This window comes from Streptomyces caelestis (assembly GCF_014205255.1).
GTDB classification, from domain to species: domain Bacteria; phylum Actinomycetota; class Actinomycetes; order Streptomycetales; family Streptomycetaceae; genus Streptomyces; species Streptomyces caelestis.
The window spans coordinates 1,984,726-1,998,226 of record NZ_JACHNE010000001.1 but is presented as its reverse complement, the minus strand read 5'-3'; the positions used below and the strand labels follow the sequence as shown (position 1 = coordinate 1,998,226).

Annotated in this window: 9 protein-coding genes; all 9 read right to left on the bottom strand. The window is 73.8% G+C overall.

Annotation, left to right across the window (positions count from 1 at the left end):
* Window positions 1–31 precede the first annotated feature (31 nt).
* From cobJ to HDA41_RS08980, 9 genes are read right to left on the bottom strand one after another with little or no spacing between them, the layout of a single operon-like run.
* A complete protein-coding gene (cobJ, locus tag HDA41_RS09020) occupies window positions 32–1,714 on the bottom strand; it encodes a precorrin-3B C(17)-methyltransferase (RefSeq protein WP_184982342.1) in 1,683 nt (560 codons plus the stop codon).
* A 49-nt stretch (window positions 1,715–1,763) separates the two neighbouring features.
* The gene (gene cobM, locus HDA41_RS09015; protein WP_184982339.1) at window positions 1,764–2,582 is read right to left on the bottom strand and encodes a precorrin-4 C(11)-methyltransferase; all 819 of its coding nucleotides are present in this window, start codon (window positions 2,580–2,582) and stop codon (window positions 1,764–1,766) included.
* A 55-nt stretch (window positions 2,583–2,637) separates the two neighbouring features.
* Entirely contained in the window at window positions 2,638–3,387 is a 750-nt protein-coding gene (gene cobI, locus HDA41_RS09010; RefSeq protein WP_184982338.1) for a precorrin-2 C(20)-methyltransferase, read from the bottom strand.
* Complete coding sequence (locus HDA41_RS09005; protein ID WP_184982336.1) at window positions 3,384–4,766, bottom strand: cobyrinic acid a,c-diamide synthase CobB; 1,383 nt, start codon at window positions 4,764–4,766, stop codon at window positions 3,384–3,386. Before HDA41_RS09005 ends, cobI begins: the two co-directional genes overlap by 4 nt.
* Complete coding sequence (gene cobO, locus HDA41_RS09000; protein WP_184982334.1) at window positions 4,766–5,365, bottom strand: cob(I)yrinic acid a,c-diamide adenosyltransferase; 600 nt, start codon at window positions 5,363–5,365, stop codon at window positions 4,766–4,768. Before cobO ends, HDA41_RS09005 begins: the two co-directional genes overlap by 1 nt.
* Window positions 5,365–7,371 carry a putative cobaltochelatase gene (locus HDA41_RS08995; RefSeq protein WP_184982332.1) on the bottom strand — a complete coding sequence of 669 codons (2,007 nt, stop codon included), beginning with the start codon at window positions 7,369–7,371 and terminating at the stop codon, window positions 5,365–5,367. Before HDA41_RS08995 ends, cobO begins: the two co-directional genes overlap by 1 nt.
* The gene (gene cobN, locus HDA41_RS08990) at window positions 7,368–11,033 is read right to left on the bottom strand and encodes a cobaltochelatase subunit CobN (RefSeq protein ID WP_184982330.1); all 3,666 of its coding nucleotides are present in this window, start codon (window positions 11,031–11,033) and stop codon (window positions 7,368–7,370) included. Before cobN ends, HDA41_RS08995 begins: the two co-directional genes overlap by 4 nt.
* On the bottom strand, window positions 11,030–12,541 hold the full coding sequence (locus HDA41_RS08985) for a cobyric acid synthase (protein ID WP_184982328.1): 1,512 nt from the start codon (window positions 12,539–12,541) through the stop codon (window positions 11,030–11,032). Before HDA41_RS08985 ends, cobN begins: the two co-directional genes overlap by 4 nt.
* Complete coding sequence (locus tag HDA41_RS08980) at window positions 12,538–13,479, bottom strand: cobalamin biosynthesis protein (protein WP_184982326.1); 942 nt, start codon at window positions 13,477–13,479, stop codon at window positions 12,538–12,540. The genes HDA41_RS08985 and HDA41_RS08980 overlap by 4 nt, the downstream gene beginning before the upstream one ends.
* Window positions 13,480–13,501 lie beyond the last annotated feature (22 nt).

Sequence of the window (13,501 nt, the reverse complement as noted above, 5' to 3'; positions counted from 1 at the left end):
TCGGCGGACGTGGGGTGGTGGACGACGCGGTTCACTCGGGCTCCTCCTGCCAGCGGTAGCCGCGCGGCGTCACCATGCGCCCGGCGATCTCGCGGGTCGCGGTGTTGCCCACGGTGACGACCGTCATCATGTCGACCGTCGCCGGATCGAGCGCGGTCAGAGTCGTGAGCCGGGCGGACTCGTCCGGCCGTGAGGCGTTGCGTACGACACCGACCGGTGTCGTCGGCGCCCGGTGCCCGGCGAGGATGTCCAGCGCCTTGGGCAGCTGCCAGTCGCGGCCGCGTGAACGCGGGTTGTAGAACGTCACCACGAGGTCGGCCTCGGCCGCCGCCCGTACCCGCCGCTCGATGACCTCCCACGGCGTGTGCAGGTCGGACAGGCTGATCGACACGTGGTCGTGGCCCAGCGGCGCGCCCAGGATCGCCCCGGCCGCGAGCGCCGCCGTCACGCCGGGCACGCCGACCACGTCGATGTCGTCGGAGGCCTCGGCGAGCGCGGGGGAGGCCATGGCGTACACGCCCGCGTCCCCGCTGCCGATCAGCGCGACGGCCTGCCCCCCGCGGGCCTCCTCGACGGCCGTGCGCGCCCGCTCCTCCTCGGCCCCGAGGCCCGACTCCAGGATCCGGGTGCCGGGCCGCAGCAGATCGCGGATCTGGTCGACGTACTGGTCGAGTCCGACGAGCACGGACGCGCGCCGGAGTTCCGCCTTCGCACGTGGCGTGAGCAGGTCCCGGGCACCCGGCCCGAGCCCGACCACCGCGAGCCGCCCACGCCCCGGGCGCCGTACGACGGCACAGGTCGCCATGGCGGGGCTCGCGGCCGACTTCCGCTTGGGCACCAGGAGTTCGCCCCCGCGCACCAGAGCGGCGGCCTCCGCGACCGAGGGCGTACCGACGGCGGCGAGCGGCGCGTCGGACGGGTTGGGCACGTCCACCCCGGCCAGCTCCCCGGCGGAGTACGTCACCAGGGGCACACCGAGCCGCCGCGCGGCTTCGACGAGACCGGGCTCCCCGGCCTTGGCGTCGACGGTGGCGAGCTCGGCGACCGACGCCGAGGACAGCCCGGCCTCCCGCAGGACGCCCTCGACCAGCCCGAGCACCTCCTCGACGGGGGCACCCTTCGACGCCCCGACCCCGACGACCAGCGACGGCGGGCGCAGCACCACCTCGCGCTCGGCCGCCTCGACGAGCCGGTCGGTCAGCCGGATCGTGTACGACCCGCCGGCGGTCACCGGGAGCGGCGGCAGCGGCCAGGTCACCTCGGCCCGCAGCGCCACCGCCTCACCGTCCAGCAACGCCCGGGAGACCCCGGCGACATCGCCCTCCACGGGCAGGCCGAGGGTGTCGAGACCGGGCAGATCCACGGCGTCCGTCGCCGTGGTCACGACAGGCTCGGCCCCCAGCAACTCCCCGACCTCCCGGGCGAGTTCATTGGCCCCGCCCGCGTGCCCGCCCACCAGCGACACCGCGAAACGCCCGCCCTCGTCGACGCACACCACACCCGGGTCCGCCGTCTTGCCGGACAGCAACGGCGCCACCAGCCGCACCACCGCCCCCGTCGCCAGGAAGCACACGAGCTGCTCGCACTGCGCGAACGCGGCGCGTACGGCGTCCCCGACGGGACCCTCGTACACGCGCGTGCGGTCCGGCCACGCGGCGGCCAGCCGGTCCCGCGCAGCAGCTCCCGCCGCGGTGGCGGAAATGAGGCCGATCACTGGGTGACTCCCTCTTCGATTTCCTCGTTGCCTACAGGAGGCCGGACGATCATCTTCCGGCACCCCGTTCGCGCAGGGCCTTGCGGGCCTCGGGGTCGGCCTTGCGGTAGCCGTGGAAGTGACCCGGGTGGTACAGGTGCGAGCGCGTGCCGTGCGCGTCGAGTGCCGGGCCGACCAGGAACAGCGTGTGCTTCCAGAGCTTGTGTTCCTTGACCGTCTCCTCCAGCGTGCCGATCGTGCACCTCACGACCAGTTCCTCCGGCCAGGTCGCCTGGTACGCGACCACGACCGGGGTCGTCGTCGGGTAACCGCCCTCCAGCAGTTCCCGCACCAGCTGCCCGCTGCGGGCCGCGGAGAGGAAGATCGCCATGGTGGTGCCGTGCCGGGCGAACTCGCGGACCTCCTCCCCGGGCGGCATGGGCGTCTTGCCGCCGCCGAGCCGGGTCAGGACGACGGACTGCGCGACCTCGGGGATGGTCAGCTCGCGCTGCGCGAGCGCGGCGACGGCGGAGAAGGCGGACACCCCGGGCACGACCTCGGTCGCGATCCCGATCTCGGCACACCGGTCGAGCTGCTCCTGGGTGCCGCCCCACAGGGCCGGGTCACCGGAGTGGATCCGCGCGACGCGCAGGCCCTCCTCCCGGGCCCGCCGGTACACGGCCACGACGTCCTCCAGGGACAGGGCCGCCGAGTCGAGGACCTCCGCGTCCTCGCGCGCGTGCTGGAGGACCTCCGCCTGGACCAGGCTGGCCGCCCAGATCACCACGTCGGCCTCGGCGATGGCGCGCGCGGCACGGAACGTCAGCAGGTCGGCGGCGCCGGGGCCGGCACCGACGAAGGTCACCTTGCCGGTGGGGGCGTCGGCCATGGGTTGGTCCTCTCGTACAAGGGGGTTCCGGTAGGCGGGGTGATGGACGGGCGCGTCAGAGCTTTCCGCCCCGCCCGCCGTCGCGCCGCGCGGGGGAGATGAGCGTCGACAGATAGGGCAGGGCAGTGCCGTCCAGCTCGGCGGCCGGCCTGATCGACTCCTCCGTCAGCCCCAGCGCCGACCCCCACACCGCGTCGCCGATCCGTCCGGTCTCCCGCAGCGCCTCCGCGACCTCGTGCGCCTGCCGGCCGAACTTGTAGGCGACGACGGTCCCGGGCCCGGCGAGGGCTTCCTTGAGCACCGTCGCCCCTGCCGTGACGGGCACGAGCGTGAGCGGCTCGGTCCCCTCGGTCAGCACGGCACCCGACCGCGCGGCGAGGTCCTGCATGGCGGTGATCCCGGGCACGGTCTCGACGACGGTCCCCGGCACCAGCTCGGCGATGGTCTGCGCGAGGTACGTGAACGTGGAGTACACATTGGGGTCCCCGATGGTCGCGAAGGCGACGGCACCGTGCCCGCGCAGCAGCTCGGCCACCCGCTCGCCCGCCGCGTCCCAGGCCGCCTCCCGCCGCGCCCGGTCGCTCCGCTCGTTCAGCGCGAACACGACCCGTACGACCTTCTCCTCGGGCACGTAGTGCAACACGGTCGCCTCGGCCCGCCCGGGCTCTCCCCCGTCTTTTCCATCAGACGCAGCCATGACGGGCACGACCACGACATCGGCCTCCCGCAGGGCGTTCACGCCCTTGACGGTCACCAGCTCCGGATCCCCGGGCCCGACCCCGACACCGACCAGCCTGCTGCTCATGACGTCCGGCACCTCTCCACGAACCGACGGGCGACACCGGGCTCGGCGGCCCAGTGCGTGTGCAGATAGCTCGCGTGGACACCGCGCCGCACGAAACCCTCGACCCGTCGCCGAGGGGTCCGCAGGCCCCAGGCGGGTTCGGTCCCCGACCCGGGCTCCACGACGGTCCGATGGAACTCGTGCCCCCGCATCCTGGTCCCCGCCGCCGCGAGCACACTGTCTCCGACGGCCACGGCGTCCCGGTACCCCAGGGTCAGCCGTTCGGTCATCCGCGCCCCGGCGTCCAGCACCCCGCACATGGGCAGTCCGTCCAGCTCCCGGCACAGATACAGCAGCCCGGCACACTCGGCGGCCACCGGAGCGCCGCTCTCCGCCAGGTGGGCAACGGCCTTGCGCAGGGGTTCGTTGGCGGACAGCTCGGCGGCGTACACCTCGGGAAACCCGCCCCCGATCACCAACCCCCGCGTCCCTTCGGGCAGTTCCTCGTCCCGCAGCGGATCGAAGGGCACGACGTCGGCACCGGCGGCGGTGAGCAGTTCGGTGTGCTCGGCGTAGGAGAAGGTGAACGCGGGGCCACCGGCGACAGCAACCCTCGGCTTCGGCTTCTCGTCCGGCCGTGTCGGCTGGTGAGTGGGCGAGGAAACGACCTCAGCCGCATCCCAAGCCGCACAGGACAACGCCCCCGCACTCCGCGCCAACCCCATCAACGCGTCCAGATCACAACCGTCGGAGACCTGCGCGGCCATCGCCGCCACGGCCTCGACCGCCTCAGCCCGCCGCTCGGCGACCGGCACCAGCCCCAGATGCCGCGACGGCGTGTCCACCTGCGGAGCCCGCCGCAACACCCCGAGCACCGGCACCCCCACCTGCTCCAGCGCCTCCCGCAACATCACCTCGTGCCGGTCCGAGGCGACCTTGTTCAGAATCACGCCCCCGACCCGCACCTCCGGATCCCAGGAGACGAACCCGTGCACCAGCGCGGCCACCGACCGGGACTGCGACGACGCGTCGACGACCAGTACGACCGGCGCCCGCAGCAACTTCGCGACATGCGCCGTCGAGGCCAGCTCCCCCTCCCCGGCGGCCCCGTCGTACAGGCCCATCACGCCCTCGACCACGGCGAGGTCACACCCGCGCGCCCCGTGCAGGAACAGCGGCCCGACCAGCTCCGGCCCGCACAGATACGCGTCGAGGTTCCGCCCCCTCCGCCCGGTCGCGAGCGCGTGGTACCCGGGGTCGATGTAGTCCGGCCCGACCTTGTGCGGGGACACGGCGAGCCCCCGCGCCGCGAACGCGGCCATCAGCCCCGTGGCGACGGTGGTCTTGCCACTGCCCGACGAGGGCGCGGCGACGACCAGCCGGGGCACGGAGGAGGACATCACCACTCGATGCCCCTCTGCCCCTTCTGCCCGGCGTCCATGGGGTGCTTCACCTTGGACATGTCGGTCACGAGGTCGGCGAAGTCCACGAGCTTCTCGGGAGCGTTGCGCCCCGTGATCACCACGTGCTGGGTCCCGGGCCGGTTCCGCAGGACGTCCACGACCTCGTCGGTGTCGACCCACCCCCAGTGCATCGGGTAGGCGAACTCGTCCAGCACGTACAGCCGGTACGTCTGAGCAGCCAGGTCCCGCTTGACCTGCTCCCAGCCCTCCCGGGCCTTCTCCTCGTTGTCCAGCTGCGCGTCGCGCTGCACCCAGGACCAGCCCTCGCCCATCTTGTGCCAGGCGACGGACCCGCCCTCGCCGGAGGCACCGAGCACGCGCAGCGCGTTCTCCTCGCCGACCTTCCACTTCGCCGACTTGACGAACTGGAACACCCCGATCGGCCAGCCCTGGTTCCAGGCCCGCAGCGCGAGCCCGAAGGCGGCCGTCGACTTGCCCTTGCCGACGCCCGTGTGCACGACGACGAGCGGCCGGTTCCGGCGCTGTCGGGTCGTCAGACCGTCGTCCGGAATGACACTCGGCTGTCCCTGCGGCATTACGCGGCCCTCCTCGAAGTCCCCTGCACATCCCTGACCAGCCCGGCGATCGAGTCGGCCCGCAGCTCGTCCAGCGTCACGGCGGTGCCGCCCAGCTCACCGGCGAGCTGCCCGGCGAGCCCCAGCCGTACCGGCCCCGACTCGCAGTCCACGACGACGGACGCGACGCCCTCGGCCGCGAACAGCCCAGCCGCCCGCCCGGCCAGGGCGACCGGCTCCGGGCCCCCGGTAGCCCGTCCGTCCGTCACCAGCACGACCAGCGGCCGCCGTGCCGCATCCCGCAGCCGCTCCACCCGCAGCACGTCGTGCGCGCGCAGCAGCCCGGCGGCGAGCGGCGTACGCCCGCCCGTCGGCAGCGACTCCAGCCGGGCCGCGGCAGCGTCCACGGACGAGGTCGGGGGCAGCGCGACGTCCGCGCCCGAACCCCGGAACGTCACCAGCCCCACCTTGTCCCGCCGTTGGTACGCGTCCAGCAGCAGCGACAGCACGGCCCCCTTCACGGCACTCATCCGCTGCCGCGCCGCCATCGACCCGGAGGCGTCCACGACGAACAGCACGAGATTGCCCTCGCGCCCCTCGCGGGTGGCCTGCCGCAGATCGTCCCGGCGCACCACCAGCCCCGGCCCGGACCGTCCGCGTGCCCGCTGGTGCGGGGCCGCGGCCTGCACGGTCGCCGCCAGGTGCAGCTTCGTGAGCGTGCCCCGCGGCCGCCGGGACCCGGTCGTGCGCCCGTGCTCGGTCCGCGCCCGCGAACGCCGCCCGGCGGCGCCCTCGCCGATCCCGGGCACGCTCAGCACCTTGGTGCGGAACGGCTCGGCAGACCGCGCCGCCGACTGCTCACCGGCGCCCGACGGCTGCGGCTGCCCGTTCTCCCCGGCCTCGGGCGTGGCGCCGGTGTCATCGCCCTGCGGTCCTTCGTCGGGCTCCGGCTGCCCGCCGCCCCCGCCGGGCCCGTTCGGCCCCTGGTCCGGGTCCGGCTCCGGGTCGTCGTCCCCGGAGAACTCCTCCAGGGTCTCGTCCAGCTTGTCCTCGTCAAGACCCGGCGCGTCGAAGGGGTTGCGCCGCCGCCGGTGCGGCAGCGCGAGCAGCGCGGCCTGCCGGACATCCTCGGCGAGCACGTCCGTACGCCCCGCCCAGGCCGCCAGCGCCGTCGCCGTGCGCGCCATCACGATGTCGGCGCGCATGCCGTCGACCTCGAAGGCCGCGCAGGTCGCCGCGATCTGCCGCAGCGCCCCGTCGCCCAGCCGCACGGACGGCAGCAGCTCCCGTGCCGCCACGATCCGCGCCCGCACGGCGGCCTCCTCGTCCGCCCACCGGGCCGCGAAACCGGCCGGATCGTCGTCGTAGGCGAGCCGCCGCCTGACGACCTCCACCCGCTGCTCGGGCTCGCGCGAGGCCGCGACCTCGACGGTCAGCCCGAACCGGTCGAGCAACTGCGGCCGCAGCTCGCCCTCCTCGGGGTTCATGGTGCCGACGAGCAGGAACCGGGCCGCGTGCCGTACGGAGACGCCCTCGCGCTCCACGTACGAGGCGCCCATCGCCGCCGCGTCCAGCAGCAGGTCGACCAGGTGGTCGTGGAGGAGGTTGACCTCGTCGACGTAGAGGATGCCGCGGTGCGCGGCGGCGAGCAGGCCCGGCTCGAAGGCCTTCACGCCCTCCGACAGCGCCCGCTCGATGTCCAGCGCGCCCACCAGCCGGTCCTCCGAGGCGCCGACGGGCAGTTCGACCATCCGGGCCGGGCGGGCCTGGCCGGCGGTGCCCGGCGTGTGCGGCCCGTCGGGGCAGGCGGGGTCGGGGGAGGCGGGGTCGCAGGAGAAGCGGCAGCCGGGGACGACGTCCACCTCCGGCATGAGCGCGGACAGCGCCCGCACGGCCGTCGACTTGGCGGTGCCCTTCTCACCGCGCACCAGCACACCGCCGACCGCCGGCGACACGGCGTTCAGCAGCAGCGCGAGCCGCAGGTCGTCCTGGCCCACCACGGCCGTGAACGGGAACGGGGTGCTCACTTGTCGTCACCTTCCAAGTCGCCTTCGAGCTCCAGGTACGTGGCACGCAGCCGGCCCAGCGTCTCCGCGTCCGGCTCCGCCCACAGTCCGCGGTCGGCGGCCTCCAGCAGCCGCTCGGTGATGCCGCGCAGCGCCCAGGGGTTGGACGTCTTCATGAACTCCCGGTTCTCCGGGTCGAAGACGTACTCGGCGCTGAGTTTCTCGTACATCCAGTCGTCCACGACCCCGGCCGTGGCGTCGTACCCGAAGAGGTAGTCCACGGTCGCGGCCAGCTCGAAGGCGCCCTTGTAGCCGTGCCGCCGCATGGCCGCCATCCAGCGCGGGTTGACCACCCGGGCGCGGAAGACGCGGTGCGTCTCCTCGCCCAGCGTGCGGGTCTTCACCTGGTCCGGTACGGCCGAGTCGCCGACGTACGCCTCGGGGCTCGCGCCCGTCAGATGGCGGACCATGGCGACCATGCCGCCGTGGTACTGGAAGTAGTCGTCCGCGTCGACGAGGTCGTGCTCCCGCGTGTCGACGTTCTTCGCGGCGACCGCGATCCGCCGGAACGCCGTCTCCATGTCCCCGCGCGCGGCCCGCCCCTCCAGACCCCGCCCGTAGGCGTAGCCGCCCCACACCGCGTACACCTCGGCGAGGTCCGCGTCGGAGCGCCAGTTGCGCGCGTCGATCAGCGGCAGCAGACCGGCCCCGTACGCCCCCGGCTTGGAGCCGAAGATCCGGGCGGTCGCCCGGCGCCGGTCGCCGTGCTCGGCGGTGTCCTCGTCGGCGTGGGCCCGGACGTAGTTCCGCTCGGCGGGCTCGTCCAGCTCGGCGACCGTCCGGACGGCGTCGTCGATCAGCCCCACCACGTGCGGGAACGCGTCCCGGAAGAAGCCCGAGATACGGACCGTCACGTCGATGCGCGGCCGGCCCAGCTCCTCCGGGGAGATCACCTCGAACCCGGTCACCCGGCGCGAGGCGTCGTCCCACACCGGCCGGCAGCCCAGCAGCGCCAGGATCTCGGCGATGTCGTCGCCCTGGGTGCGCATGGCCGAGGTGCCCCACACCGTCAGGCCGACGGACTTCGGGTACGCGCCCGTGTCGGTCAGATACCGCTGCACCAGCGAGTCCGCGAGCGACTGCCCGACCTCCCAGCTCAGCCGGGACGGAATCGCCTTGGGGTCGACGGAGTAGAAGTTGCGCCCCGTCGGCAGGACGTTGACCAGGCCGCGGGTCGGCGAGCCGGAGGGACCCGCCGGGACATAACCGCCGTCCAGCGCCCGCAGGATGTGCCCGATCTCGTCGGTGGTCCTCGCCAGCCGCGGCACGACCTCGGTGCAGGCGAACTCCAGCACCGCCACGGCCTCGGGCAGTTCGCTGCCGACCACCTCCCGGACCAGCGCCGGGACCTCGGCGACCGCCCAGCCGCGCTCCTCCATGCCCTCCGCGATCCGCCGGCACAGCTGCTCCAGCAGGTCGATCACGTCGGCGGCGGAGCGTGCCGGACCCGCCACCAGGCCCGTCAGCTCCACCGGCACCTTCACCGGAGCGCCCGGCTCGGCCAGCAACTCCTTCTCCACCAGCCCGAAGTGCTCCGCCAGCGCCGCCCGGAGCCCCGGCAGCGCGTCGGCCTGCCCGCCCCACACCTGCGAGGCGCGCAGCACCGCCAGCACGAGGTTGACGCGCGGTTCACCGACCGGGCCGCCGCCCAGGATGTGCAGCCCGTCGCGGATCTGCACGTCCTTGATCTCGCACAGATAGCCGTCGATGTGCATGACGAACTCGTCGAACGCGTCGTCGTCCGGCTGCTCGTCGACATGCAGGTCGTGGTGCAGCTCGGCGGCCTTGACGAGGGTCCAGATCTGCGCGCGCACGGCCGGGGCCTTCGCCGGATCCAGGTCGGAGACGAGCGCGTACTCGTCGAGGAGCTGCTCCAGCTTGGCCAGGTCGCCGTAGGTGTCGGCGCGGGCCATCGGCGGCACCAGGTGGTCGACGACCGTGGCGTGCCCGCGGCGCTTGGCCTGGGTGCCCTCGCCGGGGTCGTTGACGATGAAGGGGTACACCAGGGGGAGTTCGCCCAGCACGGCGTCCGGCGCGCACCCTCCACTCAGACCCAGTCCCTTGCCCGGCAGCCACTCCATCGTGCCGTGCTTGCCCATGTGGACGATCGCGTCGGCGCCGAAACTGTTCTCCAGCCACCGGTAGGCCGCCATGTAGTGGTGGGAGGGCGGCATGTCCGGGTCGTGGTAGATCGCGATCGGGTTCTCCCCGAAGCCGCGCGGCGGCTGGATCATCACGACGACGTTCCCGAACTGCAGGGAGGCGAGCACGATGTCGTCGCCGTCCACGTACAGGCCGCCCGGCGGCTCGCCCCACGCCTGAAGCATCCCGTCGCGCAGCCCGGGGTCGAGCTTGTCGAACCACGCCCGGTAGTCGGCGAGCGGCACGCGCGCGGGCGCGGCGGCCAGCTGATCGTCCGTCAGCCACTCGACGTCGTGACCGCCGGCCTCGATCAGCCGGTGGATGAGCTCGTCCCCGTTGTCCGGGTGCCCCTCGACGACATACCCGGCGTCCCGCAGCGTGTCCAGCACCCGCACCGCCGAGGCCGGGGTGTCCAGCCCGACGGCGTTGCCGACCCGCGAGTGCTTGGTCGGGTACGCGGTGAAGACGAGCGCGAGCCTCTTGTCGGCGTTCGCCTTGTGCTTCAACCGCGCGTGCCGTACGGCGATCCCGGCGACCCGCGCGGCCCGCTCCGGATCGGCGACGTACACGGGCACGTCGGCGCCCTTCTCGACGACCTGCTCCTTGAAGGAGAACGGCACGGTGATCAGCCGCCCGTCGAACTCCGGGATCGCCACCTGCATCGCGGCGTCCATGGGGGACAGGGCGGCGTCGGACGCCTCCCAGGCGCGCCGCGAGGACGTCAGGCACAGCCCTTGCAGCACGGGGATGTTCAGCTCGGCGAGGGCGCCGATGTCCCAGGACTCCTCGTCACCGCCCGCCGAGGCCTGCGAGGCGTGGGTGCCGCCGGCGGCGAGGACGGTGGCGACGAGGGCGTCCGCCCGCCCGAGGATCTCGTACAGCCCCGCGTCGGCCCCGCGCAGCGAACCGCAGTACACGGCAAGCGCGTTGGCGCCCCGCGCCTCGATCACGTCGCACAGGGTGTCCACGAAGGCGGTGTTGCCGCTCAGCTCGTGCGCCCGGTAGAAGAGCACGCCGACCGTCGGCCGGCCCTCGGTGTGCGCGCGCTCGCCGCGGACGCCGTACTCCGGCATCCGCTGCGGCGCGGCGAAGCCCTCGCCCGTGAGCAGCACGGTGTCGGACAGGAACCGCGCCAGCTCGGTGAGGTTGTCCGGCCCGCCCTCCACGAGGTACTTCAGCGCCTCGGCCACGACACCGGCCGGAACCGACGACTCGGCCATCAGCTCCGCGTCGGGCACGGCCTCTCCGCCCAGCAGCACGGTCGGGACGCCGGACGCCTTCAGCGCGGCGAGCCCGTCCTCCCAGGCCCGCTTGCCGCCGAGCAGCCGTACGACCGCGATGTCCGCGCCTTCGAGGAGGGCCGGAAGCTCCTCCTGGACGTCCACGCGGGTCGGGTTGCCGATCCGGTACGAGGCACCGGCGGCGGCCCGGGCCGCCAGCAGGTCCGTGTCGGCGGTCGACAACAACAACACAGTGCTCATGCGGGCGCTCCCGGTGGAATGAAGGGCAGTCCTCGCGGCGCGCCCGACTCGATGAGCCGCCACAGCGCGTCCGTGTCCGCGTGCTGTTCGATCAGGTCGCCGAGCCGGTCGAGCTGCTCCTCGCGCAGCGCGGCGAACGAGGTGTCCGGCGCCGGCACGAAGCGGCGCCCCGCGGCGGCCGCCACCTCGCGCAGGAACGCCCGCCGGAACCCGTCCGACTCCAGCGAGCCGTGCCAGTGCGTGCCCCAGGTCTGGCCGACCCGGCAGCCGTCGAGGAAGGCTGCACCCCCTTGGACGTCGGCGACCCCGTGATGGATCTCGTAGCCCTCGACGCGCTCCCCGAGGGCCTCGCCCTCCGGCCGGGTGAGGGTCTTCTCGCGGGCGAACCGCACCCGCACGGGCAGGACCCCGAGGCCCTCGACATGACCCAGGCGGCTCTCCACGTCGTCCTCGATGTGCTCGCCGAGGATCTGGAAGCCGCCGCAGATCCCGAGGACGGGCCGCTGCTCGGCGGCCCTGCGCACGAGCGCGCCGGCCAGCCCGCGCTCCCGCAGCCACTCCAGCGCACGGACGGTCCCCCGGGTCCCGGGCACGATGACGAGGTCGGCGTCGGCGAGTTCCTCCGGCCGGTCCACGAACCGCACCACCACACCGGGTTCGGCGGCCAGCGCGTCCACGTCCGTGAAGTTGGACATCAACGGAACGGCGCACACGGCGACGCGCAGCACGTCCTCGCCGACCGGCGGGGCCACGACGGACTCCCGGACCGTCCCCCGCAGGGAGACACGCAGCCCGTCCTCCTCATCGATGCCCAGCCCGTGCCGGAAGGGCAGGACGCCGTACGTACGCCGCCCGGTGAGCCCCTGGAGCATGTCGAGCCCCGGCTCCAGCAGGGAGACGTCCCCCCGGAACTTGTTGACGAGGAACCCGGCGACGCACTCCTGGTCCTCGCGCGACAGCAGCGCCACGGTCCCGAAGAACGAGGCGAAGACACCGCCCCGGTCGATGTCGCCGACGACGAGCACGGGGAGCCCGGCGTTGCGGGCGATCCCCATGTTGACGATGTCGGTCCGCCGCAGATTGATCTCGGCGGGACTGCCCGCCCCCTCACAGATCACCGCGTCATACGTGCCCCGCAACTGCTCCAGGCAGTCCAGTACGGTCCCGAGCAGCTGCTGCTGCCGTCCGCCGTGGTACCCGCGGGCGCTGAGCTCCCCGACCGGCTTGCCCAGCAGCACGACCTGACTGCTGCGCTCGCCACCGGGCTTGAGCAGTACCGGGTTCATCAGCGCGGTCGGCTCGACCCGGCAGGCCTGCGCCTGCATGGCCTGCGCCCGCCCGATCTCGGCACCCTCCCTCGTCACGAAGGAGTTGAGGGACATGTTCTGCGCCTTGAAGGGCGCCACCTTGACACCCTGCCGCACCAGCCACCGGCAGATCCCGGCGGTCACGACGCTCTTGCCGGCGTCGGAGGTGGTACCGGCGACCAGAAGCCCACCGCCCGTCATGACGTACGCCCTTTCGCGATGCGGCGCGCGGCGACACAGACGCCGAGCGCGAGCCAGCCGACGCGCCTGGACAGCCGCACGGCCCGTTCGATGTCGCGGGTGCCGACGCCGCGCTCCGCCCCGTTGAGCACCGGCCGGTGCTCGACGCGCCCGCCGTACGACAGGGTCCCGCCCAGCCGCACCCCGAGCGCCCCCGCGAACGAGGCCTCCACGGGCCCGGCGTTGGGGCTCGGATGCTTGCCGGCGTCGGCACGCCATGCCCGCACGGCTCCCCGTGGATCGTCCCCTGCCAGGGCCGCGAGCACGGCGGTCAGCCGGGCCCCCGGCCATCCGGCGAGATCGTCCAGCCGCGCGGAGGCCCACCCGTAGCGCCGGTACCGGGCCGACTTGTGCCCGACCATGGCGTCGAGGGTGTTGACGGCCCGGAACCCGAGGAGCCCCGGCACACCGCCGACGGCCCCCCACACGAGTGCCCCCACGACCGCGTCGGAGGTGTTCTCGGCGACGGACTCGACCACGGCCCGGGCGATCCCGTCGGCGTCGAGCGCCTGTGGGTCCCGCCCGCACAGATGCGGCAGCCGCGCCCGGGCCCCCTCGACGTCCCCCGCCTCCAGGGCACGCCCGATGGCCCGCGCCTCCCGCGCGAGCGAAGTCCCCCCGACCACGGCCCAGGTGGCGACGCCGGTCAGCGCGACGGAGGCGACGGCGCAGTCCCGCACGGCACGCGTGGCGACGCCCCCGAGCGCGACCGCCCCTCCGGCGCACACCACGGTGTGCAGCGCGCCCCACCCCCGGTGGTCCCGCCACAACACCCGTTCCACGGCCCCCGCGGCCCGTCCGAACACGGCGACCGGATGCCCCCGGCGAGGATCGCCGAGCAGCAGGTCACCGATCAGACCGGCGGCGGCGCCGTACGCGAAGACGCGGCCGGCACTCATGGGCTCAGCCGGCCAGAGGAGC

Bases quoted from the DNA above. Each gene is read 5' to 3' on its own strand.
- HDA41_RS09005 (WP_184982336.1), bottom strand. From the start codon at position 4,766: ATGTCCTCCTCCGTGCCCCGGCTGGTCGTCGCCGCGCCCTCGTCGGGC.
- cobM (WP_184982339.1), bottom strand. From the start codon at position 2,582: ATGGCCGACGCCCCCACCGGCAAGGTGACCTTCGTCGGTGCCGGCCCC.
- HDA41_RS08980 (WP_184982326.1), bottom strand. From the start codon at position 13,479: ATGAGTGCCGGCCGCGTCTTCGCGTACGGCGCCGCCGCCGGTCTGATC.
- HDA41_RS08985 (WP_184982328.1), bottom strand. From the start codon at position 12,541: ATGACGGGCGGTGGGCTTCTGGTCGCCGGTACCACCTCCGACGCCGGC.
- cobN (WP_184982330.1), bottom strand. From the start codon at position 11,033: ATGAGCACTGTGTTGTTGTTGTCGACCGCCGACACGGACCTGCTGGCG.
- cobI (WP_184982338.1), bottom strand. From the start codon at position 3,387: ATGAGCAGCAGGCTGGTCGGTGTCGGGGTCGGGCCCGGGGATCCGGAG.
- cobO (WP_184982334.1), bottom strand. From the start codon at position 5,365: ATGCCGCAGGGACAGCCGAGTGTCATTCCGGACGACGGTCTGACGACC.